Origin of the sequence: Serinicoccus sediminis, from assembly GCF_004153545.1 — a bacterium.
In the GTDB taxonomy this organism is placed as follows: Bacteria; Actinomycetota; Actinomycetes; order Actinomycetales; family Dermatophilaceae; genus Ornithinicoccus; species Ornithinicoccus sediminis_A.
On the sequence record NZ_SDVA01000006.1, the window covers coordinates 97,100 to 121,000 of the forward strand.

Genomic DNA, 23,901 nt, shown 5'->3' on the forward strand with positions numbered 1-23,901 from the left:
AGGATGAGCCGGTGCTCCTCACCCTGACCTGCGTCGGACCCGCCTCGAGCGACCTGGGGTACCTGCTGCACAAGCACCCCGACCGGGTCCAGGAGGTCGAGCTGCCCGGGGGACGCGCCACGGTCCTCTACCCGGAGGTGTCGCCGGACCGGTGCACCGTCGCCCTCCTCCTCGAGGTGGACCCGATCGCGGGTGGCCAGCGCCGCGGCCGGCCCGCTCAGGGCGCTGGGCCCGCGACCCTCGCGGCCTACGTCAACGACCGGCCCTACGCCGCCTCCTCGCTCCTCTCGGTCGCCCTGGGCAAGGCCTTCCGCACGGCGCTCAACGGGCGCTGCGACGCGCGGCCCGACCTGGTTGACCAGGAGCTGGAGCTCGAGGTGCGCATCCCGGCCCTGCCCACCCGGGGTGCCCGCGAGGGTGAGCGGGGTCTTCCGCTGGTGCAGCGTCTCCTCGAGCCGCTCGGCTGGACTGTCGAGGGCAGCACCACCCCGCTGGCGGGTGACCTCGTGGACGTCGACTGGGGGGAGGCGCCCTACGCCGACGTCCGGCTCACCGGGTGGCACCGGCTCGCGGACGCCCTGGCCCACCTCTACGTGCTGCTCCCGGTCCTCGACGACCAGAAGCACTACTGGGTGAGCCCGGACGAGGTGGACAAGCTGCTGCGCCGCGGCGAGGGATGGCTGTCCGCTCACCCCGACCGCGAGCTCATCACCCGCCGCTACCTCGGGGTGCGCCGACGCTTCGTGGACGACGCCCTGGAGCGCCTCACCGAGCTCGACGAAACCGTCCCGGACCCGGAGACCGAGGCGGACGCCGCCACCCCGCTGCGGCAGACCCGGGTGGAGGCGGTGCTGGCCGTCCTGCAGGAATGCGGCGCTCGCCGGGTGGTCGACCTGGGGTGCGGCGAGGGCACCTACCTGCGCGCCCTGCTCGAGGACCCGGTCTACCTCGAGATCCTGGGTGTGGACGTGTCCGCGGCGGCGCTGGACCGGGCCGAGCGACGCCTGGGGCTGGACCGGCTCCCGGAGCGGCAGCGTGCCCGCATCACGCTGCGGCAGTCCTCGGTGACCTACCGCGACGACGTGCTCGCCGGCTACGACGCGGTGCTGCTGGTCGAGGTGGTCGAGCACGTGGACCCCGAGCGGCTTCCCGACCTCGAGGCCACCGTGTTCGGATCGGCCCGCCCCCGGCACGTCGTCGTCACGACGCCGAACGTCGAGCACAACCCCGTCTACGGCATACCCAAGGGGGGGCGGCGGCACCCGGACCACCGCTTCGAGTGGACCCGCGCCGAGTTCGCCGCCTGGGTGCGCGGGGTCGGGGAGCGCCACGGTTACGCCGTGGAGCTGCGCCCCGTCGGCGAGGAGCACCCCGAGCTCGGCCCGCCCACCCAGCTGGCCCTGCTGAGCAGGCAGGACGAGTCATGAGCGAGCTGAGGATCCCCGAGGTGTGCCTGGTCGTGCTCATGGGGGCCTCCGGCTCGGGCAAGACCACCTTCGCGCAGCGGGTCTTCAGACCGCACGAGACGGTGAGCTCGGACGCCTGCCGGGCCATGGTCAGCGGCGACGAGAACGACCAGTCCGCCAGCGCGGACGCCTTCGAGGTGCTGCACCACCTCGTGTCGGTCCGGCTGCGGCGCGGCCTGCTCACGGTCGTCGACGCCACCAACGTGACCCGGGCCGCCCGTGCCGACCTGGTGCGGCTGGCGCGCGAGCACGACGTGCTCCCGGTGGCGGTGGTGCTGGACGTGGGCGCCGACGTGGCGATCGAGCGCAACCGGCACCGTCCGGACCGGGACTTCGGTGAGGGACCGGTGCGCCGGCACGACCGGCAGCTGCAGAAGTCCCTGCGCGGACTGGGTCGCGAGGGGTTCCGCGGCGTGCACGTGCTCGGCTCGCCCGAGGAGGTCGACACCGCCACCGTGGTCCGGGAGAGGCTGCGCAGCGACCACACCGACCACCACGGGCCGTTCGACCTCGTCGGCGACGTCCACGGCTGCCTGGACGAGCTGCTCGACCTGCTGCAGGAGCTGGGGTATGCCGTGACCCGGGACACGCAGGGCCGACCGGTCGACGCGGTGCACCCGCAGGGCCGAACCCTGGTGTCGGTCGGTGACCTCGTCGACCGCGGACCCAGCTCGGTCGGCGTGCTCCGGCTCGTCATGGGCATGGAGCGGGCCGGCCACGCCATGGTGGTGCCGGGCAACCACGAGGCCAAGCTGGTGCGTGCGCTGCGTGGGGCGAAGGTGCAGGTCAGCCACGGGCTCGAGGTGACCCTGCAGGAGCTGGCGCGCGAGCCGGCCGCGTTCTGCGACGAGGTCCGCGACTGGTGCGACGCGCTGGTTGCGCACCGGGTCCTCGACCGCGGCCGGCTGGTCGTCGCGCACGCCGGCCTGAAGGAGGCCTACCACGGCCGGGCGTCGGGGCGCGTGCGGGCGTTCGCGCTCTACGGCGACACGACGGGCGAGACCGACGAGTACGGACTGCCCGTCCGCTACCCCTGGGCCGAGGAGTACCGGGGCCGTGCGGCGGTCGTCTACGGGCACGTCCCCACCACTCGGCTCGAGTGGGTGAACAACACCCTGTGCCTCGACACGGGGGTGGTCTTCGGCGGCCGGCTGTCGGCGCTGCGGTGGCCGGAGCGCGAGACCGTGCAGGTCCCGGCACGGGCAGTGCACTACACCCCGGCCCGCCCGCTGACGGCGGAGGTCGCCGGCCGGGGCGAGGACGAGCTGCGCCTCGCCGACGTCTCCGGGAGGCGCCATGTCGAGACCGCCGAGCTCGGGCGGGTGCTCGTCAGCGCCGAGGCCGCAGCCGGCGCGCTGGAGGTGATGAGCCGGTTCGCGCTGCACCCGCGCTGGGTCCCGTACCTGCCGCCGACGATGGCCCCGGTTCCGAGCTCGCGCGCGGAGGGACACCTCGAGCACCCCGACGAGGCCTTCGCCCAGTATGCGGAGTGGGGGGTCGAGGAGGTCGTGTGCGAGGAGAAGCACATGGGCTCGCGCGCGGTGGTGCACCTGCGTGAGGAGGGCGGCGCGGTCTACACCCGGACCGGGCGCGCGTTCTTCCCGGCGCCGCTGCAGGACCAGCTGGTCGCGCGGGTCCGGACGGCGCTGACCCGCGCCGGCCTGGACGACGACCTCGGCGCCGGCGACCTCCTGCTGGACGCCGAGCTGCTGCCCTGGTCGGCCAAGGCCGAGGGCCTGCTGCGCGAGCAGTACGCCGCGGTCGGCGCGGCCGCGCGGCTGGCCCTTCCGGCGGCCCGGGAGGTCCTGGAGGCCGCCTCCGGACGGGGTCTCGACGTCGGTGAGCTGCTGCAGCGGACCCGCCGTCGCGAGCACGACGCCTACGCCTACGACATCGCATGGCAGCGCTACGTCTGGCCGACCGACGGCCTCGAGGGGGTCCGTCTGGCCCCCTTCCAGGTGCTCCTCGCCGGCGGTGAGCGGATCGCCGACCGGGACCACCTGTGGCACCTGGCCGTCGCCGACCGGCTCGTCGAGGCCGATCCCGGTCTGTTCCACCGGACCCGTCGGCTCCCGGTGCGTACTGGGTCGGCGGCGAGCTGCGCCGAGGGTGCCCGGTGGTGGGAGGAGCTGACCGGGGCCGGAGGTGAGGGGATGGTGGTCAAGCCGGTGGCCGGGCTCGCCCGACCGCGCGGCACGCTCGTCCAGCCCGGGCTCAAGGTGCGCGGCAAGGAGTACCTCCGCATCATCTACGGTCCGGACTACACCGCTCCGGAGCACCTGGAGCGCCTCCGGGGTCGCCACCTCGGGCACAAGCGCGCGCTGGCGCTCCGCGAGCACGCCCTCGGGCTGGAGGCGCTGGACCGGCTGGCCAGGGGCGAACCCCTGTGGCGCGTGCACGAGGCGGTCTTCGCCGTGCTCGCGCTGGAGTCGGAGCCGGTGGACCCCCGCCTGTGAGATCCGTCCCAGGCCCTGCCCAGGGACACGTGGGAGAATCACGCGCATGTCTGGAGCCGACGGTCTGCCCCCCAGCGAGGGCACCCCACGGACCCTGCACGACGGCACCCCCGTCACGCTCGTGCACGTCGTGCGGCACGGGGAGGTGCACAACCCCGAGCGCATCCTCTACGGCCGGATGCCGGGTTATCACCTGTCCGACCTCGGCCGGCGGATGGCGCGGGCGAGCGCCGAGCACCTCGCCGACCGCGACGTCCGCCGGGTGGTGAGCTCCCCGCTCGAACGGGCCCGCGAGACGGCCGAGCCGATCGCCTCCGCCCACGACCTCGCGGTCGACCTCGACGAGCGGTTCGTCGAGAGCGGCAACGCCTTCGAGGGGCAGCGGGTGACCCGCAACGTGCTCGCCGACCCCCGGCACTGGCCGCTCTACCTCAACCCCTTCCGCCCCTCCTGGGGCGAGCCCTACGTCGACATCGCCACCCGGATGCGGGCGGGGCTGGACGCCCTGCGGCAGGACGTCGAGGGCTACGAGGGCGTCGTGGTCAGCCACCAGCTGCCGATCTGGACGCTGCGCCGCTCGGTGGAGGGCAACCGGCTCTGGCACCACCCGCGTCGCCGCCGCTGCAGCCTCGCCTCGGTGACGACCATCCTCTTCCACGCCCACCTCCCCGTGCGGGTGATGTATGCCGAGCCCGCCGGCCACCTGCTCGACGCCGCGGTGGACGTGACCGGCGAGGCCGGCGAGGTGACCCGGTGAGCCAGGCGCCGCCGTCCGTCCGCAGGGTGGGCCGGGTGGCGGGAGCCGTCCTGGTCCCCGCCCTCGCGCTCGCCCTCGCCGGCTGCAGCGACGACGACGGCACCAGCATCAACGAGCAGATGCGCCAGGGAGACCAGAAGGGCTACGTCGCCGGCGACGGGACGATTCAGCAGGTCGCCGTCGCCGAGCGCGACCACGAGGTCACGCTGGAGGGCACCACGCTGGAGGACGAGCCGTGGAGCAGCGCCGACCACGCCGGTGAGGTGGTGGTCGTCAACGTGTGGGGGTCGTGGTGCGGGCCCTGCGTCGCGGAGGTCCCCGACCTCGTCGAGGTGGAGACCGAGATGCGCGAGGCGGGTGAGCCGGTGACCTTCATCGGCCTCAACTCGCGCGACACCATCCCCAACGCGCTGGCCTTCGAGAAGAAGTACGCCGTCCCCTACCCCTCCCTCCAGGACGACGGCGGGCGGACCCGCGCCCAGCTGGGCAGCCTGGCCGTCGCGACGCCCACCACCCTCGTCGTCGACGGTGACGGGCGGCTCGCCGCCCGCGTCAGCGGGCAGGTCGACGCCAGCACCCTGCGCAGCCTCGTCGAGGACGTCCTGGCCGACGGCACCGTCGAGGCGGGTGGGGACGGGGAGGCCGGGTGAGCGACCTCGTCCTCACCGGCCCGCTGCTGCTGGCCGTGGGCGTGGCCGCGCTCGCGGGCGTGGTGTCCTTCGCCTCGCCCTGCGTGCTGCCGCTGGTCCCGGGCTTCCTGGGCTACCTCGGGGGCATGGCTCCCGGTCGTCCCGGGGCGGGTCCGGCACGCCCCGGTGACGCCGGCCGGGGCCGTCTGCTGCTCGGTGCCCTGCTCTTCGTGCTCGGCTTCACCGCCGTGTTCCTGCTCATGAGCGTGGCCATCTCCGGGCTGGGCCTGGCCCTCGTGCAGCACCAGGGCGTGCTGCTGCGGGTCGCCGGGGCGGTCGTGGTCGTCCTGGGGATGGTGATGATCGTGCAGCCGGGCGCCTCGTGGCAGCTGCGCTGGCGGCCGGCCGCCGGCCTCGCCGGGGCGCCCCTGCTGGGGGTGGCTTTCGGGCTGGGCTTCACCGCCTGCACCGGCCCGGCGCTCGCCGCCATCCAGACCCTCGGCACCTCGATCGTGCCGGGTGAGGACCAGGTGGGTCGTGCGGTGGTGCTGGGCACGGCATACAGCCTCGGCCTGGGCCTGCCCTTCCTCCTCGTCGCGGCCGGGGTCGGCTGGGTGAGCGTGGCCTCGCGGTGGCTGCGCGACCACTACCTGGTCATCCAGCGGGTCGGTGGCGGGCTGCTCGTCGTGCTCGGCCTGCTCATGCTCAGCGGGGTCTGGGCGGGGCTCACCGCGTGGGTCCAGGCCCAGCTCGTCAGCAACTTCGAGACGGTGCTCTGATGACGACCGACCAGCAGAGCCGCGAGCGGATCGAGGCGAGCTACCCCAAGGACCGCACCACCCTCGGCGGCCCGCGCCTCGGCCCGGTGGGCTGGGCGCGCTGGGCCTGGCGCCAGCTCACCAGCATGCGGACGGCCCTGGCGCTGCTGCTGCTCCTGGCGGTCGCCGCCATCCCGGGCTCGATCTTCCCGCAGCGGGGGGTCGACCCGGTCCGGGTGCGGCAGTACTTCGACGACGACCCCGGTCTGGCCCGCTGGCTGGACCGGCTCGGGATGTTCGAGGTCTACTCCTCGCCCTGGTTCGCCTCGATCTACCTGCTCCTCATGATCAGCCTCGTCGGGTGCGTGCTGCCGCGGATGCGGCAGCACCTGCGGGCCGTGCGGGCCCAGCCCCCGCGCACCCCGGCCCGGCTCGGCCGGCTCCCGGTGCACCGCCGGGTCGTGCTGGACGCCGCCCCCGACGACGTGGTGGCCGCGGCGCGCGCCCAGCTGGCCTCCCGGCGGTTCCGCCTGCGGGAGGAACCGGACGGAGCCCTCGTCGTGGCCGCCGAGAAGGGCTTCGCCAAGGAGACCGGCAACCTGCTCTTCCACCTGGCGCTGCTCGGCATCATCGTCTCCGTCGCGGTCGGCCACCTCTTCGGCTGGCGCGGCGAGATCATCATCAAGGAGGGCGAGTCCTGGACCTCCGGGGCGGGCACCTTCGACACCCTGAGCCTCGGCCCGCTCGTCGACGAGTCCGACCTGCCCGCCTTCACGGTGGAGCTGAACGACCTCGACGTGCAGTTCGAGGCGCAGGCGGAGGGGGCGCAGTTCGGCCAGCCGCGGGTCTTCCGCGGTGTGGCCACCATCGAGGACGACGGCACCGAGCGGCAGGTCGACTTCGGGGTCAACGCCCCGCTGTCCATCGACGGCACCTCGATGTTCCTCCTCGGCAACGGCTACGCCCCGGTCGTCACCGTCCGCGACCCCGAGGGCGAGATCCTCTTCTCCGACGCGGTGACCTTCCTGCCGCAGGACAACACCTACGGCTCGGACGGCGTCATCAAGGTGCCCGGCGCCGACCCGGGGCTGGGCTTCGCCGGCGGCTTCCTGCCGACCCTGGACATCAGCGAGGCCGGCATGACCTCCTCCTTCCCGGGCCTGGTCGACCCGGCCCTGGTGCTCACCGCCTACGAGGGCGAGCTCTTCCCCGAGGGGCGCTCGCAGTCGGTCTTCTCCATCCCCACCGAGACCCTCGACCAGGTCATGCAGGACGACGGCCAACCGAGCCGGATGCTGCTGCGCCCCGGCGACACCCTGGAGATCCCCGGCGACCGGGGCACCATCGAGCTCGAGACCGTCATCCGGTGGGGCGGCATGCTCGTGCGGCACGACCCCGGCCGTCTCCCGGCCCTGCTGTTCGCCGGCACCGCCCTCGTGGGACTGGTGCTCATGCTCGGCGTGCGGCGGCGCCGGGTCTTCGTCCGCGTCCACCCGGGTGCGGGCGATCCCGCCGACCCGGGCTCGCGGCATACTGGACTGAGCGTCGCCGCCCTGCCCAAGGGCACCGACCCCGGCCTGGACGACGTGGTCGACGGACTGGTCGACCGCATCGCCGAGGCGGTCGGTGGCCGGGTCGTGCAGACCGACCGGGCGAGCGACGCCGACGTGGCGCGGGACGACGCGCGAGACAAGGATGAGGTATGACGAACGCTTCCCTGGCCCAGGCCAGTGACCTCGCCATCTGGGCCAGCATCGTGGTGCTGGCGTTGGCGATGCTCGCCTTCTCGGTGCACCTCGCGGTCACCGGTTCCAGGCGCACCCGCCGGGCCGACCGCACGACCCTTGAGGAGGTCCCGGTCGCTGCCGGAGCCGGAGCCGGAGCCGGTGTCGCGGCGCCGACCGGCTCTGCCGTGACGAGCCCAGGGCCGGTCCTCGCGCCGGCCTCCGACGCCCCCGCACCCAGTCGCCGCTGGGGCGTCGTCGGCCTGCAGCTCACCTGGCTGGGGACCTTCCTCGTCGTCGGCGGGACGGTGCTGCGCGGGATGTCGGTGGCGCGCGCGCCGCTGGGCAACATGTACGAGTTCGCGCTGTTCACGGCGTCCTTCGCGCTCGTGGTCTACTCCGCGTGGAGCCTGCGCAAGGACCGGCTCTGGCTCGGCGCCTTCGTCGTCGTGCCGGTGCTGCTCATCCTCGGCGCGGCCAAGCTGTGGTGGTACACCGAGGCGTCCCAGCTGATGCCGGCCCTGGACAACATCTGGCTGGTCATCCACGTCACGATCGCCACCCTGTCCATCGCGCTCTTCCTCCTCGGCGCGGCGGTCGCCACGGCATACCTGCTCCGGGACACCGCCCAGCGCAAGGGCCGGGTGCAGGGCTGGCTCGCGGCGCTGCCGGAGGCGGTCAAGCTCGAGCGGATCACCTACGGCGTGCACATCGTGGCCTTCCCGCTGTGGACCTTCGCGGTGATGTCCGGCGCGGTCTGGGCCGAGCAGGCCTGGGGGCGCTACTGGGGCTGGGACCCCAAGGAGACCTGGAGCTTCGTCATCTGGGTGGTGTATGCCGCCTACCTGCACGCGCGGGCGACGTCCGGCTGGACCACCCGCAAGGCGACCTGGGTGGCCATCGCCGGGTTCGCCTGCATCGTCGTGAACTACACCGTGGTCAACCTGCTCATGACCGGTCTGCACTCCTACTCGGGGGTGGCCAATTGATCCTGGCGCGCTACACCGTCATGCGGCTGCTGGTCTTCCTGGGCTTCTTCGCGCTGGGGCGGCTGCTGACGCTGAACGTGCTGTGGTCGGCGGTGCTGGCCGCCGTGGCCTCCCTGGTGGTGTCCTACTTCCTGCTCGCCCCCGACCGGGACCGGCTCGCGGCCGGGCTGGAGCGGCGCGTCGGGGACCGCATGGAGCGCCGCCGGGCCCAGCTCGAGGACGAGCGGGTCGACGAGGAGGACTGACCCTCACGGCTGCGGCCCCGCGGTCAGGGGCGTGCGGGCAGCGGTCAGGGGGTATGCGCGTTGGCGACGGCTCTGTGCGCCCGGGTGGCCTTCCAGGGGCCATGACCGCACACGCAGGCTCGGCGGCTCAGGTCGGCAGGCCAGGCGGGGCAGGGGCTGTGCGCGATGGTGGCCCTCCTGGGGCCATGACCGCACACGCAGCGCCGCCGGCGCGGCTCTCAGGAGAGGACGAGGCCGACCGAGAGGGCCACGGCATACCCCAGCTGCAGGACGCCGGTCTGGGCCAGCGCCGGCAGCAGCGCCGGGCCGTAGGTGTCCGGATCGGTGACGAGCCGGTAGGGGCGCCACGCGAGCGGGGCGGCGAGCAGGCCCAGCAGCGCCCAGGGGTGGGCGAGGGCGGCGGCCAGGACGGCGACGAAGGCCCCGACGACGAACCCGGCGTAGAGGCGACGGGTGCGGCGGAAGCCGATGCGGACCGCGAGCGTGCGCTTGCCGGCGGCCCGGTCGCCCTCGAGGTCGCGCAGGTTGTTGGTCACCAGGATGGCGCTGGCCAGCAGCCCGCAGCCGACGGCGCCGCCGACGGCCCCCAGGTCGAGCGTCTGCGCCTGGGTCCACGTGGTGCCGAGCACGGCGAACAGCCCGAAGAAGACGAAGACCATGACCTCGCCGAGGCCGCGGTAGCCGTAGGGCTTGGCCCCGCCGGTGTAGTGCCATGCGGCCCACAGCGCGAGCAGCCCGACGAGGATGAGCAGCCACGCCCCCGACAGCGCCACCAGCGCGAGGCCGCAGATGCCCGCGCCGAAGAACGCGGCGAAGGCGGCCGTGCGCACGTTGGCCGGGTCCGCGAGCCGCTGGCCCACCAGCCTGACCGGGCCGACGCGGTCCTCGTCGGTGCCGCGGATGCCGTCGGAGTAGTCGTTGGCGTAGTTGACGCCGATCTGGAAGCCGAGCGCGACGCACAGCGCCAGCACCGCGAGGCCGAGGTCCGCGGCGCCGAGGGCGTCCGCGGCGGCGGTGCCGATGAGCACGGGGGCGAGCGCGGCGGGGAGGGTGCGCGGTCGCGCGCCCTCGATCCACTGGGCGAGGGTTGCCATCGCAGGGCTCCTACAGGTCTCGCAAGAAGTCGGGGTCGTCGTCCGGCCCGAGCGGGCCGCGCGGACGCCCGGAGCGTCCGCCCCGGTCACCGAAGATGATGTCGAGCAGGCTGCGGGGGCGCCCGGCGACGAGCCAGGCCAGGCCGCCGACGCCCGGGAGGATCACGCACACGACGACCCACACCGGCTTGGGCAGACCGCGCACCTCGTGCTTGTCGGTCTGCACGGCGTCGACGACGGTGAACACGACGAACGCCAGCAGCGCCACGGCGATCACCACGCGGAGCACGTGCCCACCTCCTTCCACGTCAGTGCAGGTGAGGCTCCATTCTGCCACCCGGGTCGAGCAGTCGCCGCGCCGCCGTCCGGTCCGGTTTGCCACTGGGCAGCATGGGTATGGCGTCCACCACCTCGACCTGCCGCGGCACGGCGTGCGCGGGCAGGCTGCGGCGGAGCGCCGCGAGCAGGTGGGCGGCGGACAGGTTGCGGGTGGCGCCGTCCGATGCGGCTTCGCCGGGGCGCGCCCGGCCGTGCGCGGCGCTGTCCGGCGCGGCGCTGTCCGGCGCGGCGCTGTCCGGCGCGGCGCTGTCCGGCGCGGAGATGACCAGCGCGGCCACCCGCTGGCCCCACTCGGGGTCGGGCATCCCGACGACCAACGCGTCCGCGACCTGGGGCAGCGCCCGCAGCGCCTCCTCCACGTCGCGCGGCTCGACCTTGTGGCCCCCGGTGACGATGACGTCGTCGACCCGGCCGAGGACGACGAGGCGGCCGGCACGGCATACCCCCCGGTCCTCGGTGACGAACCACCGGCCGGACTCGTCCGTGACGAAGGACCGGGCGGTGAGCGGGGGGTCGTCGACGTAGCCCTCGGCGAGCACCGGGCCGCCCAACCGGACCCGCCCCTCGTCGGTGACCTGCACCTGCACGCCGGGCAGCGGGACGCCGTCGTAGACGCAGCCGCCGCAGGTCTCGGACATGCCGTAGGTCGTCACGACCCGGGCGCCGGCGTCGCGGGCCCGGCCCAGCAGCGCCGCGTCGGTCGCCGCGCCGCCCACGAGGACCGCGTCCAGCCACCGCAGCGCGGCCACCCCGGCGGGCTCGGCGAGAGCCCGGTGCAGCTGGGTCGGGACGAGCGAGACGTAACGGCGCGCCCCGGTGTCGAGCCGGGCGACGGCCGCCGCGAACGTGTCGGCGGTGAACGGCTGCCCGGGGTCCAGCTCGACGGGCTCGGTCCCGGCCAGCGCCGACCGGGCCAGCACCTGCAGCCCGGCGACGTGGTGCGTCGGCAGGGTGAGGAGCCACTGGCCGTGGCCGCCGAGCCGCTCGGCGGTGCCGGTGCCCGAGGCGCGCAACGAGGCCGCGGGCAGCCGGACCCGCTTCGGGGTGCCGCTCGAGCCCGAGGTGGCGACGACGACCGGTCGACCGCCGGCTCCGGTCATCAGCCTGCGCAGCGGCGGCCCGAGGTCGGCCCAGGTCGCGCCGGGCGGCACGACCAGGTCGTCAGCGTCCGTCGCCACCGGGCTCGGGGGTCTCGAGGAAGCGCTCGACGTCGACGAACCACGTGCCGTCGATCTTGACCAGCGTGATGGTCGAGTCACCCATCGACTCGGCGAAGAGCTCGGAGTAGTTGTCCTCGTCGATGACGGCCGTCTCGCCCTCGGCGCCGACCTCGGCACCGGTGATCTGCATGGCCCCGAGGATGTCGCGCCCCTCCTCGCCCAGACCCTGCGCCTCCACCGCCGCCGACATGGTCTCGGGCAGCTGCTCCTCGCACAGCGCGAGGTCCTCCGGCACCTGCTCCATCGGCCGGCTGGTGTCGGTGAAGGACAGCATGAAGCCGCAGGCGGCCGGGTCCGCGTCGACCAGCGCGAGCAGGAACTCCTTGGCCCGGTCGGCGGCCGCCTGGCCCTCCTCGCCACCCTCGACCCCGTCGGGTGCGGCGCTGGTGACGGCGGCGTCGTCGCCCGCAGCGGCCTCCTCGGTGGGGTCCGGGGCGCTGGTGATGGCCGCGTCGTCGTCGCCGGCCGCGTCGGTGGTGGACGCGTCCTCGCTCGTCTCGACCACCTCTGCGCCGCCGTCGCAGGCCGCGAGGAGCAGGGCGGGGGCGGCCAGCAGGGCCATCAGTGGGCGTCGCATCGCGGAAGGTCCTCCCTGGTCGCGGCCGTGGTCGGCCCGGTCATCGTCTCACGGGAGGGCCGGTCGGGCCCGTCGGTGCCGGGGGCTCAGAAGTACCACGGGTAGGAGCGCCAGTCCGGGTCGCGCTTCTCCAGGAAGGCGTCGCGGCCCTCGACCGCCTCGTCGGTCATGTACGCGAGCCGGGTCGCCTCGCCGGCGAAGACCTGCTGGCCCATGAGGCCGTCGTCGGTGAGGTTCAGCGCGAACTTGAGCATCCGCTGCGCGGTCGGGCTCTTGCCGAGGACCTCGCGCGCCACCTGCACCGCCTCGGTCTCCAGCCGGGCATGGTCGGCGACGATGTTGACCGCCCCCATCCGCTGCATCTGCTCCGCGTCGTAGGCGCGGCCGAGGAAGAAGATCTCGCGGGCGTTCTTCTGGCCAACCATCTTGGCGAGGTATGCCGACCCGTAGCCGGCGTCGAAGCTGCCCACGTCGGCGTCGGTCTGCTTGAACCGGGCGTGCTCGCGGGAGGCGACCGTCAGGTCGCAGACCACGTGCAGGCTGTGGCCACCACCGGCCGCCCAGCCGCCGACCACCGCGACGACGACCTTGGGCATGGTGCGGATGAGGCGCTGGACCTCGAGGATGTGCAGCCGCCCGCCCTCGGCCCTCACCCGGGCCTCGTCCACCCCGTCCCGGGTGGGGTCGGACCCGGGGGAGGAGGAGTACTGGTAGCCGCTGCGGCCGCGGATCCGCTGGTCGCCACCGGAGCAGAACGCCCACCCCCCGTCCTTGGGGGAGGGCCCGTTGCCGGTGAGCAGGACCACCCCGACGTCCGGCGTCATCCGCGCGTGGTCGAGGGTGCGGTAGAGCTCGTCCACGGTGTGCGGGCGGAAGGCGTTGCGCACCTCCGGGCGGTCGAAGGCGATGCGGACGCAGCCCAGCTCGCGGTGCCGGTGGTAGGTGATGTCGGTGAGGTCGAAGCCCTCGACCGGCTCCCACTGCGCGGGGTCGAAGGGCTGGCCTGCCTGGCTGGTCTGCTCGCTCACGCGGGTCAGCCTAGGCCGTGGGCCGCCCCGGTCCGCCGTGGCGTCAGGGGGTCCGGTTACTTTTGAGTAGTGTCTACGCGACCGAGCCGTCTCGCCCTGCCCGTCGTCGCCACCGCGCTCGTGGGCGGGTGCGTCGTCCCGTCCAGCGGCGGTCCGGGCGCCGGCGAGGATGCCGTGACGACGTCCGCGTCCGCAGCTCCGTGCCTGTCGCTGGGCGACGACCTGGCGCCGTCGACCGGCGTGCTGGCCGGGGTCAACCTGGACTGGGAGCGCGACCTGCTGTCGGAGTATGCCGAGCGGCTGGGGGAGCGGCCGGCCGTCGCCGTGAGCTTCGCGCGCTTTCCCCTCCAGGCGCAGGACGAGGAGCACGTCACGGCGGCCAAGGACCAGGTCCGCGACAACGGGGGGATGCTGCTCCTCACGCTGGAGCCGCACGACGGGCTCGCCACCGTCACCGACGAGGCGGTGGGTGCGCTCGCCACCCTCCTGGACGGCTACAACGAGGACGGTGTGCCCGTCGTCGTCCGCTTCGCCCATGAGATGAACGGGTCCTGGTACCCCTGGGGTCAGCAGCCCGAGGCCTACCGGGAGGCTTTCCGCCGGGTCGCCGACGCGGTCCACCGCGAGGCTCCGGGCAGCGCCATGATGTGGGCACCGAACTACGGAGGTGGGTACCCCTTCACCGGTGGCGCGCACGCCGCGTCTCCGGGGTCGGACGCCTATCAGGCGCTGGACACCTCCGTGGATGGGACGGTCGACGAGAGCGACGACCCGTACGCTCCCTACTACCCGGGCGACGACGCCGTCGACTGGGTCGGTATGTCGCTCTACCACTGGGGCGACGCGCACCCGTGGGGTGAGAACGAGGTGCCCGAGGAGAGCAAGTTCGTGGACCAGCTCACCGGCAGCTACGACGGTGCCGCCGGGGACGAGACGGCCGTCCCCGACTTCTACGCCGAGTACGCGCAGGAGCGCGGCAAGCCCGTCGGCATACCGGAGACGGCGGCGTTCTTCCGTCCGGGTGGTGGCGGCGCGGACGAGCTGACGATCAAGCGTGCCTGGTGGTCCCAGCTCGTCGACCCCGCACTGCACCGCGACTTCCCGCAGCTGCACATGGTCAACTGGTTCGAGTGGCGCAAGCACGAGCCCGAGGTCGACGCCGTCGTCGACTGGCGCGCCACCGGGACCCCGGGGGTCGCGCAGGCGTACGCCGAGGACCTCCCCGAGTGGTACGTCCACCCCGGCGAGGGCTGCTGACCGCGCCGCCTCAGGGAGTGGTCAGCCCTCAGCCGTCGCGGCTGGACAGCACGCAGAACTCGTTGCCCTCCGGGTCGGCCAGCACGGTGAAGCTGGCCTCCTCGGTCTGGCCGACGTCCACGTGGTGGGCGCCGAGGTCGAGGAGCCGCTGGATCTCGGCGTCGCGGTCCTGGCTGGTGTGCGGCGCGAGGTCGAGGTGCAGGCGGTTCTTGACCTCCTTGCCCTCCGGCACCGGCACGAAGACCAGACCCTGGCCGCGCCGCATCCAGGCGTCGAGGTCCGGCTCGTGCTGCGCGGCCTCCATCGCCTGGCGCGGGACGGCCACCGCCTCGTCGGGGGTGTCGTAGACCACGAGCCAGTCCAGGGCCTCGGCCCACCAGCGGGCCTGCGCCTGCGGGTCCGCGCAGTCGACGACGACGGTGTACCACTTGAGTGCCATGGGGCGTCCTTCCTGGTCGAGAGCCCCAGTCTGCTGCCTCCCGCGGTCAACGGCCGTCCGCGAACCCGTCGTCGCCGTGCCTACCCTGGGGTCGTGCCCACGACGCCGACCCCGGACCTGGACGAGCTGCTCGCGGCCGCGCACGTGGTGCGGCTGCCGCTGCGGGTGCGCTTCCGCGGGGTGACGCAGCGGGAGGTCGTGCTGCTGAGGGGGCCGCAGGGGTGGGCCGAGTGGGCGCCGTTCACCGAGTACGCCGACGCCGACGCCGCGCGCTGGCTGGCCGCTGCGGTGGAGGCCGGGTGGGGGCTGCTGCCGCCTCCCGTGCGGGAGAGCGTCGGGGTCAACGCCACGGTGCCCGCCCTGCCCGCGCGTGAGGTCGAGGGGCTGCTCGCCCGCTACGACGCCCGGAGGACCGCGAAGGTCAAGGTCGCCGAGGCGGGCCAGGAGCTGGCCGACGACGTCGCCCGGGTCCGCGAGGTCCGCCGGGTCCTCGGGCCGGGGGCGCGGATCAGGGTCGACGCCAACGGTGCCTGGTCGGTCGCGGACGCCACGCGTGCGCTCGCCGCCCTGGCCCCGGTCGGTCTGGAGTATGCCGAGCAGCCGTGCGCCACGGTCACCGAGCTGGTGGACCTGCGGCTGGCGCTGGCGCGGGCCGGGGTGGACGTGCCCGTCGCCGCGGACGAGTCCGTCCGGCGGGCGCAGGACCCGCTGGAGGTCGCCCGCCGTGGTGCCGCGGACCTGGTCGTGGTCAAGGTGGCGCCGCTCGGCGGCGTTGCCCGGGCGCTGGAGATCATCGACCAGGCCGGGCTGCCCGCCGTCGTGTCCTCCGCCCTCGACACCTCGGTCGGGCTCGCCCTCGGCGTGCGCCTCGCCGCCGCCCTGCCGGTCCTGGAGCACGACTGCGGCCTGGGCACCGGCGCCCTGCTCGCGGCCGACGTCGTGCCCGCGCCGCTCGTGCCAGCGGCGGGGGAGCTCTCCGTGACCCGCGCCGACGCGGCCCGCGAGAGCGTCGACCCGGCCGCGCTCACGGCATACCGGATGGGTGCTGGTGACGGTCCGGACGCGTCGGGCGGGACGTGGTGGCGCGAGCGCCTCGCCCGGGCCCACGCGCTGCTCTGACCGGCCGTCACCGGCCTGCACACCGCTGCCAGCCAAAGATTTACGTAACGGAAACACGCGCAACACAGTTGTTACGCGGATGCGCGGCGTCCTGAAACATGGCCGGTCTTGACTGGAGGGCACCTCGACGTGGCCCTCCCACCCCGACGACGTGACCCCTGGGAGGCCGCCCGTCCCGCACCACTCCTTGGAGGCAGAACGATGGAACTCACGACGAGCGATGTCTGGGTCATGGTGTCTGCGGCGCTCGTGCTGCTCATGACCCCCGGTCTCGCGTTCTTCTACGGCGGCATGGCCCGGGCCAAGGCCGCCCTCAACATGGTGATGATGTCCTTCATCTCCATCGGCCTGGTCGGCGTCATCTGGGTCCTGTGGGGCTACGGCATGAGCTCGGCCCCGCCGCTGCTCGGTGGCCTGGTCGGCAACCCGGCCGCCGACTTCGGGCTGGCGAGCTACGTCGGCACCACCGACCTCATCGGCATCGGCTTCGGCGCCACCTTCGCGATCATCACGGTCGCCCTCATCTCCGGCGCCATCGCCGACCGCACCCGCTTCGCGTCCTGGTCGGTCTTCGTGCCGGTCTGGGTCACCCTGGTCTACTGCCCCCTCGCGTTCATGGTGTGGGGTGGCGGCCTGCTGTCGGCCGACGGCTGGATCGGCAGCACCTTCGGTGAGGCCATCGACTTCGCCGGCGGCCTGGTCGTCCACATCAACGCCGGGCTGGCCGCGCTCGTCCTGGTCTACGTCATCGGCTCGCGAGCCGGCTTCGCCAAGGGCTTCCACAAGCCGCACAACATCCCGCTGGTGATGATCGGCACCGCGCTGCTGTGGTTCGGCTGGTTCGGCTTCAACGGCGGCGCCGCCGGCTCGGCCGAGGAGGCCGGCCTCATCTGGGTCAACACCCTGGCCGCCCCGGCCGCGGCGATGCTCGCCTGGCTGGTCACCGAGAAGGTCCGTGACGGCCACGCCACCTCCATCGGCGCCGCGTCCGGTGTCGTCGCGGGTCTGGTCGCCATCACCCCGGCCTGCGCCAGCGTCTCCCCGCTGGGGGCCCTGCTGCTCGGCGTCGTCGCCGGCATCGGCTCGGCGCTCGCCGTCGGCCTCAAGTACAAGTTCGGCTACGACGACGCGCTCGACGTGGTCGGCGTCCACCTCGTCGCCGGCATCATCGGCACCGTCATGATCGGCTTCCTGGCGCTGCCGGTCGACGGCGAGGGTGGCGGTCTGTTCTACGGCGGCGGGATGGACCAGATGGTGGCCCAGGTCGTGGCCACGGTCTTCACCCTCCTCTTCACCGGCGTGATGACGACCATCATCGCCCTCGCCATCGCCAAGACCATCGGCTTCCGGGTCAGCCCGGAGGACGAGGAGCGCGGGATCGACCTGTCGGAGCACAGCGAGTCCGCCTACGCCTTCAGTGAGGGGGATGCCTCCTACGACCCCATCGCTGAGGAGGCCCGCGTCTAGTCGCTCGGGGCGACACGCGAGTCGGCCACACCCCCGGTGCCGCCCTGCGGCGCCGGGGGTGCGGTCCGTCCCGGCGCGGAAGGCATTCGACCCGTGCCGCCCCGCGGGATATCCTCGGGTGATCCCGTTCATCTCCCCCCACCCTTCGTGAGGTGCTCCGTGCCCACCGGCAAGGTCAGGTTCTTCGACGAGGACAAGGGCTTCGGCTTCCTGTCCAGCGACGAGGGCAACGACGTCTACGTCCCCCGCTCCGCGCTGCCCGACGGCGTCGGCGCCCTGGAGCGCGGCAGCAAGGTCGAGTTCGACATCGTCGCCGGCAAGCGTGGCGACCAGGCGCTGCACGTGCGGCTCATGGACCCGGCGCCCTCGGTCTCGCGCGGGCTGTCGATGCGCGACCGCAAGCCCGCCGACGAGATGGTGGTGGTCGTCGAGGACCTCATCACCCTGCTCGACCAGGCGTCCACCTCGCTGCGTCGGGGGCACTACCCGGACCGCCCCCACGGGGTGGCCATGGCGAAGGCGCTGCGCGCGGTCGCCGACCAGTTCGAGGCGGGGAAGTAGCCCGGATGCCGTCCACCAGCAGCCCCCGGCCCCTCAGGGCCGCCCGCGCCCCCCGCAGCGACGCCGTGCTCTCCGGTGCCGTCGAGGTGGCCCGCGCGGCGGCGGTGGAGATCGCCGAGCCCGGCACCGTGGGCGAGCACCTCGAGGTGGTGCTGGAGGCCGAGCGCCTGGCGACGCACTACTTCGCCTGCTCCGCCGCCGCCTACCCCGGCTGGCGCTGGGCGGTCACCCTGTCCCGCGTGCCCCGGGCCCGCAAGGCCACCGTCAGCGAGGTGCACCTGCTGCCCGGCGAGGGCGCCATGCTCGCGCCGGAGTGGGTGCCGTATGCCGAGCGCCTCGCCCCGGGCGACATCGGCCCGGGCGACCGCACCGCCTTCGTCGAGGACGACCCGCGGCTCGAGGCCGGCTTCGAGGCCACCGGCGAGGAGGACGTCGACGCGGTGGCGCTGTGGGAGCTCGGCCTCGGCCGCCCGCGCGTGCTGTCGGCCGAGGGGCGCGACGCCGCGGCGACCCGCTGGCACGACGGCGAGCACGGCCCGGAGAGCGAGAGCGCCCGCAAGGCGCCGGCGCCCTGCCGGACCTGCGGCTACTTCGTGCCCATGTCGGGCGCGCTGCGCTCGGTGTTCGGCGTCTGCGCCAACGAGTGGTCGCCCGCCGACGGCGCGGTCGTGGCCCTCGACTTCGGCTGCGGGGCGCACAGCGAGGTCGACGTCGAGCAGCGGCCGACCGAGAAGGTCGACCCGCCCGTGCTGGACGACGAGACCGAGATCGTCTTCACCGAGCGCTGAGTCACGCGTCGGCGGCGTTGCCCTTGCCGCGGCGCAGGTAGGCATACCCCATCAGGCCGCCCACGATCCCGGCGACGGGCACCCATACCCACCAGTCGCGCTCGCCGCCGCGCAGCGAGGGGACCACGAGCAGCACGAGGAGCACGACCGCCCAGGCGAGCGTCCCCCAGCGGACGAGGGTGATGGTGCGCAGCGACACCTCCGGAGGGCGCAGGGTGTCGGTGCGACCCCCGCCACCGACCGCCGTGCGGCCGTCGTCGTCGCTGTGCGGGGGGTGGGTGCTCACGCGACTACGCTAGCGCGCATGTCGACCACCGCGCGGGACACGCGCTCCACGGGCTCCCTCGACGGTTTCTTCCAGATCTCGCAGCGCGGCTCCACGCTGGCGCGCGAGCTGAGGGGAGGGCTGGCGACCTTCTTCACGATGGCCTACATCGTCGTCCTCAACCCGCTCATCATCGGCACCGTGCCGGACGGCACCGGCGAGCTGCTGGCCGGGGGCGACCTGGCCGTCATCGCCGCCTGCACCGCGCTCGTCGCGGGGGTGCTCTCCGTGCTCATGGGGCTCGTCGCGAACTACCCGCTGGCGCTCGCGACCGGGCTGGGGCTCAACGCGTTCGTCGCCTACGGCATCGCCAGCCTCGACGGCATGACCTGGGCCGACGCGATGGGGCTCGTCGTGCTCGAGGGCATCATCATCCTCGTGCTCGTGCTGACCGGGTTCCGGGAGGCGGTCTTCCGCGCCGTGCCCACCCAGCTCAAGACGGCGATCAGCGTCGGCATCGGCCTGTTCATCACCATCATCGGCCTGGTCGACGCCGGGATCGTGCGCCGGCCGGCCAGCGGCCCGGTCCCGGTCGAGCTCGGCGTCGGCGGCTTCCTCGCCGGCTGGCCGACGGTGGTCTTCCTCGTCGGGCTCTTCGCGATCGCCGCGCTCATGGCCCTGCGGGTCCAGGGGGCGATCCTCTACGGCATCGTCGGGGGGACGCTGCTGGCCATCCTCGTCGAGGCGGTCTTCGAGATCGGGCCGCAGACCCCCGACGGCGCCAACCCGACCGGGTGGGGGCTGGGGGTGCCCGCGCTGCCGGACAGCGTCGTCGCCGCGCCCGACTTCTCGCTGCTGGGGCAGTTCAGCCTGCTCGGCTCGGTGGAGGCGATCGGCCTCACCGCGCTGTTCCTGCTCGTCTTCACCCTCATGCTCGCCGACTTCTTCGACACGATGGGCACCATGGTCGCGGTCGGGGCCGAGGCCGGACTCCTCGACGAGGAGGGCAACCCGCCCCGGACCCGCCAGATCCTCGTCGTCGACTCCCTCGGCGCCATCGCCGGTGGCGCGGCCGGGGTGAGCAGCAACACGTCATACATCGAGAGCGCCTCGGGCGTCGGCGAGGGCGCCCGCACCGGGCTGGCCTCCGTGGTCACCGGCGCGCTGTTCCTGCTGACGACCTTCCTGTCGCCGCTGGTCGCGATCGTGCCGCACGAGGCCGCGACGCCCGCGCTGGTGGTCGTCGGCTTCCTCATGATGCAGCAGGTCGTCGGCATCGACTGGGACGACCTCGAGATCGCCTTCCCGGCCTTCCTCACCATCGTCTTCATGCCGTTCACCTACTCCATCACCGCGGGCATCGGCGCCGGCTTCGTGTCCTGGGTGCTGCTCAAGGTCGTGCGCGGCAAGGCCCGTCAGATCCACCCGCTCATGTGGCTCGTGGCCGTCCTCTTCCTGGTCTACTTCGGCATCGACCCGATCCGGGGGCTGCTCGGGGTCTGACCGTGCGCGGTGATGGCCCTGTGGGGGCCACGACCGCGCACGACAGCAGTCGTGCCGAGGTCCGGTCTCCCTCGACGCTCTGACGGTGCGCGCTCCTGGCCCTCCGGGGGCCACGACCGCACACGGCGAGCGGTGCCTGTGGACGACGGGCCCGAGGGCGCCGCTGCGCTGCCAGGCTGGTCCTGTGCAGGGGGTCGTGACGAGGAAGCAGGCGCTGGCCGAGGGGCGGTCGGCCAAGCGGATCAGGGGCCTGGTCGCCCGAGGGCTGTGGCAGGTGATGCACCGCGGGGTCTATCTCACCCACTCCGGGCCGGTCGCCTGGCAGGAGCGCGTGGCCGCAGCGGTGCTGGCCGCCGGCGCGGGGGCGGTCGCGAGCGAGGAGTGCGCCCTGCCCCTGTGGGGCCTCAGCGAGCGGAGGCCGCCGGTGGTCACCGTCGCCATCCCGGCCTCCCGCACCCTCCGTGCGGACCTGCGCGGCGTCCGGGTGCGCCGTCGACGGCGGCTGACCCGGGCGGTCCGTTCCGGTATCCCCGTGACCGGCCTGCACCAGAGCGTCCTCGACGTCCTGGCCCTACCCCGGACGGACGACGACGAGATGGTGGCGCTGCTGCTGCGGGCCTGCCGACCGGGCCGCTCGAGCCCGGCAGCGCTCCGGGCCGAGCTGGCCCACCACCCGCGCCACCCCCGGCGGGCCGACCTCGAGGCGGTGCTGGAGGCGGCCGAGCTGGGACTGGGCAGCGTGGCGGAGTGGCGCTACGTGCGGGACGTGGAGCGGGCTCACGGTCTGCCCACCATGACCCCGCAGGTGGCGGTGGCCCCGTCGGGTGAGCTGGTCGGCACCCGAGGGACCACGCCGACCGAGGGGATGCAGTACCTCGACCTGCTCGACCCGGAGCGGGGTGTCGGGGTCGAGATCGACGGGGCGCTGTTCCACGACGACCGCGTGCACCTCGACCGGGCCCGCGACCGCAGCGGCACGGTGCAGGGCCGGGTCATGCTCCGGGCCGGTTGGAGCGACGTCGTCCTGCGCCCGTGCGAGCTCGCGGTCGAGGTGGCCCTGGTCCAGATCCGGCGCGGTTGGACCGGCCGTCCGCGGGCCTGCTCACCGGGCTGTGCCGTCGCCGTCGACGCACGGCTGGCGCGCTGAGGAGGACCCGCGCGTCTCGATCTGCGCACCCGGGGTGGGGCGTCCGGTGCCGGGCGGGTGGTGGCCGTCGGGAAGGGGGCCGTGCGCGGTGGTGGCCCTCTGGGGGCCACGACCGCGCCCGGCGTGCCGTCCACCTGACGGGGGCAGGTCGGTGGAGGGCCTCCGGGGCGGGCGGCGGCATACCCCCTCGACTGATCGTTAGATCAGGTAATGAGTTAGACTAACGACCGTATGCCTGACCTCACCCCCGACCGAGCCACCGCCGCCCTGGCGCACGATCTGCGCATCGCCTGCATGCGGGTGGCGCGGCGGGTGCGGTTCGACGCCGACAACACCATCGCCCCGCACCACTTCAGCGTGCTGGTCCGGCTGCACGAGCAGCCGCGCACCCTCGGGGAGCTGGCCGCGATCGAGCAGGTGAGCGCGCCGAGCATGAGCCGCAGCGTCGGCCAGCTCGCCGACCAGGGGTATGTCGTCCGCTCGCCCGACCCGGACGACGGGCGCCTCGTGCGGCTGTCGCTGACGGCGGAGGGTCGGGAGGTCGTCGAGCGCGAGCGCGAGCACCGGGACGCGTGGATGGCCGCGCGGCTCGAGGGGCTGAGCGAGGACGACCGGGCCCTGCTGCGCCGGGCGAGCGACCTCCTCGAGCAGATCCTCGAGGAGGACCGGGCCGGGGACCGCGCCGGCCGCCAGGGGGAGGGCCGATGAGCGCGATGTTCTCGGCGCTGTCGGTGCGCAACTACCGCATCTACGCCACCGGCGCCATCATCTCCAACACCGGCACCTGGATGGGCCGGGTCGCGCAGGACTGGGTGGTGCTCACCGAGCTCACCGACAACTCGGCCCAGGCGCTCGGCATCGTCACCGGGCTGCAGTTCCTGCCGATCCTGCTCTTCACCCCGCTGGCCGGGGCCATCAGCGACAACTTCTCCAAGCGCAACGTCATGCTCGTCAGCCAGTCGGCGATGGCCTTCTTCGCGACGGTCATGGGCGTGGCCGTGCTGACCGGGCACATGCAGCTGTGGCACATGTTCGTGCTGGCGTTCCTCTCGGGCACGGCGGCGGCTGTGGACGCCCCCGCCCGGCAGTCCTTCGTCTCCGAGATGGTGCCCAAGGCGCAGCTCACCAATGCCGTCGGCCTGAACTCGGCGTCCTTCCACTCCGGCCGGCTGCTCGGCCCCGGCGTGGCGGGCCTGCTCATCGCCGCCTTCGGCACCGGCCCCACCCTCATCCTCAACGCGTTCACCTTCGTGGCCGTCATCGTGGCGCTGCTGGCCATGGACCCCCGCCAGCTCACGAGCAAGCCGCGCACCGGGCCGCGGGGGCGGGTCATGGAGGGCATCACCTACGTCCGGGGCCGCCCGGACATCATGCTCATCCTCGTCATCGCCTTCATGCACGGCACGTTCGGGATGAACTTCCAGATCTTCAACGCGCTCATGTCGACCCAGGTCTTCGGCAAGGGCGTCACCGACTTCGGCATCACCGGCTCGGTCATGGCCATCGGTTCCCTCGCCGGGGCCCTCCTGGCCGCCCGGCGGGAGCGTCCGCGGTGGCGGCTGCTCCTCGGCTCGCTCTTCGTCTTCGCCGTCCTCACCGGCGCGCTCGCCTTCGCCCCGAGCTTCACGGCATACACCGTCCTGCTCGTGCCGACCGGGCTCTGCGCCCTCACCGTCATGGTCAGCGCCAACGCCATGGTGCAGCTCACCGTCGACCAGGCGGTCCGCGGCCGGGTGATGGCTCTCTACATGGCGGTGTTCATGGGCGGCACCCCGGTGGGCTCGCCGTTCCTCGGCTGGTTCGCCGAGCAGTACGGTGCCCGGCCGACCGTCCTCATCGCCACCCTCATGTGCGGCGGCACCGCGGTGCTGGCGACCCTCTACCTCATGCGCCACGACCAGCTGCGGCTGCGCTTCCGCGCCACCTGGCCGCGCCCGGTCTACCTGGTGCGCATGACCGAGCCCCTCCCTGAGAAGGTGGTCTGATGAGCGCCCGAACCCGACGCGTCGTCGTCCTGGTGGCCCTGGCCGCCCTCATCCTCGTCCCCGTCCTCGCGACGCTGGGCTGAGGCAT

Annotated in this window: 24 protein-coding genes; 17 read left to right on the forward strand and 7 right to left on the reverse strand. The window is 73.6% G+C overall.

The genetic code is table 11. The features are described from left to right. Positions 1-11: 11 nt before the first annotated feature. From EUS26_RS07430 to EUS26_RS07465, 8 genes are read left to right on the forward strand one after another with little or no spacing between them, the layout of a single operon-like run. Positions 12-1,427 carry a 3' terminal RNA ribose 2'-O-methyltransferase Hen1 gene (locus EUS26_RS07430; RefSeq protein WP_130012718.1) on the forward strand — a complete coding sequence of 472 codons (1,416 nt, stop codon included), beginning with the start codon at positions 12-14 and terminating at the stop codon, positions 1,425-1,427. After that, on the forward strand, positions 1,424-3,922 hold the full coding sequence (locus EUS26_RS07435) for a polynucleotide kinase-phosphatase (RefSeq protein ID WP_130012720.1): 2,499 nt from the start codon (positions 1,424-1,426) through the stop codon (positions 3,920-3,922). The genes EUS26_RS07430 and EUS26_RS07435 overlap by 4 nt, the downstream gene beginning before the upstream one ends. Positions 3,923-3,968: 46 nt before the next feature. Continuing rightward, positions 3,969-4,679, forward strand: coding sequence for a histidine phosphatase family protein (locus tag EUS26_RS07440; RefSeq protein WP_130012722.1), 711 nt, complete (start codon positions 3,969-3,971; stop codon positions 4,677-4,679). Continuing rightward, positions 4,676-5,329 (forward strand): TlpA family protein disulfide reductase, encoded by a 654-nt coding sequence (locus EUS26_RS07445; protein ID WP_202865079.1) that lies wholly within the window; start codon positions 4,676-4,678, stop codon positions 5,327-5,329. Before EUS26_RS07440 ends, EUS26_RS07445 begins: the two co-directional genes overlap by 4 nt. Continuing rightward, positions 5,326-6,087, forward strand: a complete 762-nt coding sequence (locus EUS26_RS07450) for a cytochrome c biogenesis CcdA family protein (protein WP_130012724.1) — start codon at positions 5,326-5,328, stop codon at positions 6,085-6,087. The genes EUS26_RS07445 and EUS26_RS07450 overlap by 4 nt, the downstream gene beginning before the upstream one ends. Next, positions 6,087-7,772 carry a cytochrome c biogenesis protein ResB gene (resB, locus tag EUS26_RS07455; protein WP_238148851.1) on the forward strand — a complete coding sequence of 562 codons (1,686 nt, stop codon included), beginning with the start codon at positions 6,087-6,089 and terminating at the stop codon, positions 7,770-7,772. The genes EUS26_RS07450 and resB overlap by 1 nt, the downstream gene beginning before the upstream one ends. Further along, positions 7,769-8,779 carry a c-type cytochrome biogenesis protein CcsB gene (gene ccsB / locus EUS26_RS07460; protein WP_130012726.1) on the forward strand — a complete coding sequence of 337 codons (1,011 nt, stop codon included), beginning with the start codon at positions 7,769-7,771 and terminating at the stop codon, positions 8,777-8,779. Before resB ends, ccsB begins: the two co-directional genes overlap by 4 nt. After that, positions 8,776-9,024: a DUF4229 domain-containing protein gene (locus tag EUS26_RS07465; protein WP_130012728.1), complete on the forward strand. Its 249-nt coding sequence runs from the start codon at positions 8,776-8,778 to the stop codon at positions 9,022-9,024. Before ccsB ends, EUS26_RS07465 begins: the two co-directional genes overlap by 4 nt. 218 nt (positions 9,025-9,242) lie before the next feature. On the opposite strand, the gene EUS26_RS07470 is transcribed toward EUS26_RS07465, so the two are convergent. The 5 genes from EUS26_RS07470 to EUS26_RS07490 form a co-directional block, all read right to left on the reverse strand. Beyond that, entirely contained in the window at positions 9,243-10,118 is an 876-nt protein-coding gene (locus tag EUS26_RS07470) for a 1,4-dihydroxy-2-naphthoate polyprenyltransferase (RefSeq protein WP_130012730.1), read from the reverse strand. 10 nt (positions 10,119-10,128) lie between these two features. Then, positions 10,129-10,407, reverse strand: a complete 279-nt coding sequence (locus EUS26_RS07475; RefSeq protein ID WP_130012732.1) for a PLD nuclease N-terminal domain-containing protein — start codon at positions 10,405-10,407, stop codon at positions 10,129-10,131. Positions 10,408-10,426: 19 nt separating this feature from the next. Continuing rightward, positions 10,427-11,635 (reverse strand): AMP-binding protein, encoded by a 1,209-nt coding sequence (locus EUS26_RS07480; protein ID WP_238148852.1) that lies wholly within the window; start codon positions 11,633-11,635, stop codon positions 10,427-10,429. Further along, positions 11,619-12,254 (reverse strand): hypothetical protein, encoded by a 636-nt coding sequence (locus tag EUS26_RS07485; protein WP_130012734.1) that lies wholly within the window; start codon positions 12,252-12,254, stop codon positions 11,619-11,621. Before EUS26_RS07485 ends, EUS26_RS07480 begins: the two co-directional genes overlap by 17 nt. Before the next feature lie 86 nt (positions 12,255-12,340). Then, positions 12,341-13,282, reverse strand: a complete 942-nt coding sequence (locus EUS26_RS07490) for a 1,4-dihydroxy-2-naphthoyl-CoA synthase (RefSeq protein ID WP_130012736.1) — start codon at positions 13,280-13,282, stop codon at positions 12,341-12,343. Positions 13,283-13,351: 69 nt separating this feature from the next. Here EUS26_RS07490 and EUS26_RS07495 point away from each other — a divergent pair, with 69 nt between their 5' ends. Then, positions 13,352-14,539 carry a glycoside hydrolase family 26 protein gene (locus EUS26_RS07495; RefSeq protein WP_202865080.1) on the forward strand — a complete coding sequence of 396 codons (1,188 nt, stop codon included), beginning with the start codon at positions 13,352-13,354 and terminating at the stop codon, positions 14,537-14,539. Positions 14,540-14,567: 28 nt separating this feature from the next. Here the strand turns inward: EUS26_RS07495 and EUS26_RS07500 are convergent, their stop codons facing one another. Beyond that, a complete protein-coding gene (locus tag EUS26_RS07500) occupies positions 14,568-14,978 on the reverse strand; it encodes a VOC family protein (RefSeq protein ID WP_130012738.1) in 411 nt (136 codons plus the stop codon). Between the two features lie 93 nt (positions 14,979-15,071). Here EUS26_RS07500 and EUS26_RS07505 point away from each other — a divergent pair, with 93 nt between their 5' ends. The 4 genes from EUS26_RS07505 (at position 15,072) to EUS26_RS07520 (ending at position 18,913) form a co-directional block, all read left to right on the forward strand. Continuing rightward, entirely contained in the window at positions 15,072-16,097 is a 1,026-nt protein-coding gene (locus EUS26_RS07505) for an o-succinylbenzoate synthase (RefSeq protein WP_130012740.1), read from the forward strand. A 201-nt stretch (positions 16,098-16,298) separates the two neighbouring features. Next, positions 16,299-17,564, forward strand: coding sequence for an ammonium transporter (locus EUS26_RS07510; protein ID WP_130012742.1), 1,266 nt, complete (start codon positions 16,299-16,301; stop codon positions 17,562-17,564). Positions 17,565-17,723: 159 nt separating this feature from the next. Beyond that, positions 17,724-18,125: a cold-shock protein gene (locus tag EUS26_RS07515; RefSeq protein ID WP_130012744.1), complete on the forward strand. Its 402-nt coding sequence runs from the start codon at positions 17,724-17,726 to the stop codon at positions 18,123-18,125. A 5-nt stretch (positions 18,126-18,130) separates the two neighbouring features. After that, positions 18,131-18,913: a DUF3027 domain-containing protein gene (locus EUS26_RS07520; protein WP_130012746.1), complete on the forward strand. Its 783-nt coding sequence runs from the start codon at positions 18,131-18,133 to the stop codon at positions 18,911-18,913. Position 18,914: 1 nt separating this feature from the next. Here the strand turns inward: EUS26_RS07520 and EUS26_RS17115 are convergent, their stop codons facing one another. Further along, positions 18,915-19,199, reverse strand: a complete 285-nt coding sequence (locus EUS26_RS17115) for a DUF2530 domain-containing protein (protein ID WP_202865081.1) — start codon at positions 19,197-19,199, stop codon at positions 18,915-18,917. Between the two features lie 18 nt (positions 19,200-19,217). Here EUS26_RS17115 and EUS26_RS07530 point away from each other — a divergent pair, with 18 nt between their 5' ends. The 4 genes from EUS26_RS07530 (at position 19,218) to EUS26_RS07545 (ending at position 23,813) form a co-directional block, all read left to right on the forward strand. Further along, positions 19,218-20,681, forward strand: coding sequence for an NCS2 family permease (locus EUS26_RS07530; protein ID WP_130012748.1), 1,464 nt, complete (start codon positions 19,218-19,220; stop codon positions 20,679-20,681). A 196-nt stretch (positions 20,682-20,877) separates the two neighbouring features. After that, the gene (locus EUS26_RS07535; protein ID WP_130012750.1) at positions 20,878-21,828 is read left to right on the forward strand and encodes a hypothetical protein; all 951 of its coding nucleotides are present in this window, start codon (positions 20,878-20,880) and stop codon (positions 21,826-21,828) included. A gap of 231 nt (positions 21,829-22,059) precedes the next feature. Next, a complete protein-coding gene (locus EUS26_RS07540) occupies positions 22,060-22,536 on the forward strand; it encodes a MarR family winged helix-turn-helix transcriptional regulator (RefSeq protein WP_130012752.1) in 477 nt (158 codons plus the stop codon). Further along, complete coding sequence (locus EUS26_RS07545; RefSeq protein WP_238148853.1) at positions 22,533-23,813, forward strand: MFS transporter; 1,281 nt, start codon at positions 22,533-22,535, stop codon at positions 23,811-23,813. The genes EUS26_RS07540 and EUS26_RS07545 overlap by 4 nt, the downstream gene beginning before the upstream one ends. Positions 23,814-23,901: the final 88 nt, after the last annotated feature.

Bases quoted from the DNA above. Each gene is read 5' to 3' on its own strand.
- EUS26_RS07440 (WP_130012722.1), top strand. From the start codon at position 3,969: ATGTCTGGAGCCGACGGTCTGCCCCCCAGCGAGGGCACCCCACGGACC.
- EUS26_RS07520 (WP_130012746.1), top strand. From the start codon at position 18,131: ATGCCGTCCACCAGCAGCCCCCGGCCCCTCAGGGCCGCCCGCGCCCCC.
- EUS26_RS07540 (WP_130012752.1), top strand. From the start codon at position 22,060: ATGCCTGACCTCACCCCCGACCGAGCCACCGCCGCCCTGGCGCACGAT.
- EUS26_RS07470 (WP_130012730.1), bottom strand. From the start codon at position 10,118: ATGGCAACCCTCGCCCAGTGGATCGAGGGCGCGCGACCGCGCACCCTC.
- EUS26_RS07545 (WP_238148853.1), top strand. From the start codon at position 22,533: ATGAGCGCGATGTTCTCGGCGCTGTCGGTGCGCAACTACCGCATCTAC.
- resB (WP_238148851.1), top strand. From the start codon at position 6,087: ATGACGACCGACCAGCAGAGCCGCGAGCGGATCGAGGCGAGCTACCCC.
- EUS26_RS07435 (WP_130012720.1), top strand. From the start codon at position 1,424: ATGAGCGAGCTGAGGATCCCCGAGGTGTGCCTGGTCGTGCTCATGGGG.
- EUS26_RS07530 (WP_130012748.1), top strand. From the start codon at position 19,218: ATGTCGACCACCGCGCGGGACACGCGCTCCACGGGCTCCCTCGACGGT.
- ccsB (WP_130012726.1), top strand. From the start codon at position 7,769: ATGACGAACGCTTCCCTGGCCCAGGCCAGTGACCTCGCCATCTGGGCC.
- EUS26_RS07510 (WP_130012742.1), top strand. From the start codon at position 16,299: ATGGAACTCACGACGAGCGATGTCTGGGTCATGGTGTCTGCGGCGCTC.
- EUS26_RS07485 (WP_130012734.1), bottom strand. From the start codon at position 12,254: ATGCGACGCCCACTGATGGCCCTGCTGGCCGCCCCCGCCCTGCTCCTC.
- EUS26_RS07500 (WP_130012738.1), bottom strand. From the start codon at position 14,978: ATGGCACTCAAGTGGTACACCGTCGTCGTCGACTGCGCGGACCCGCAG.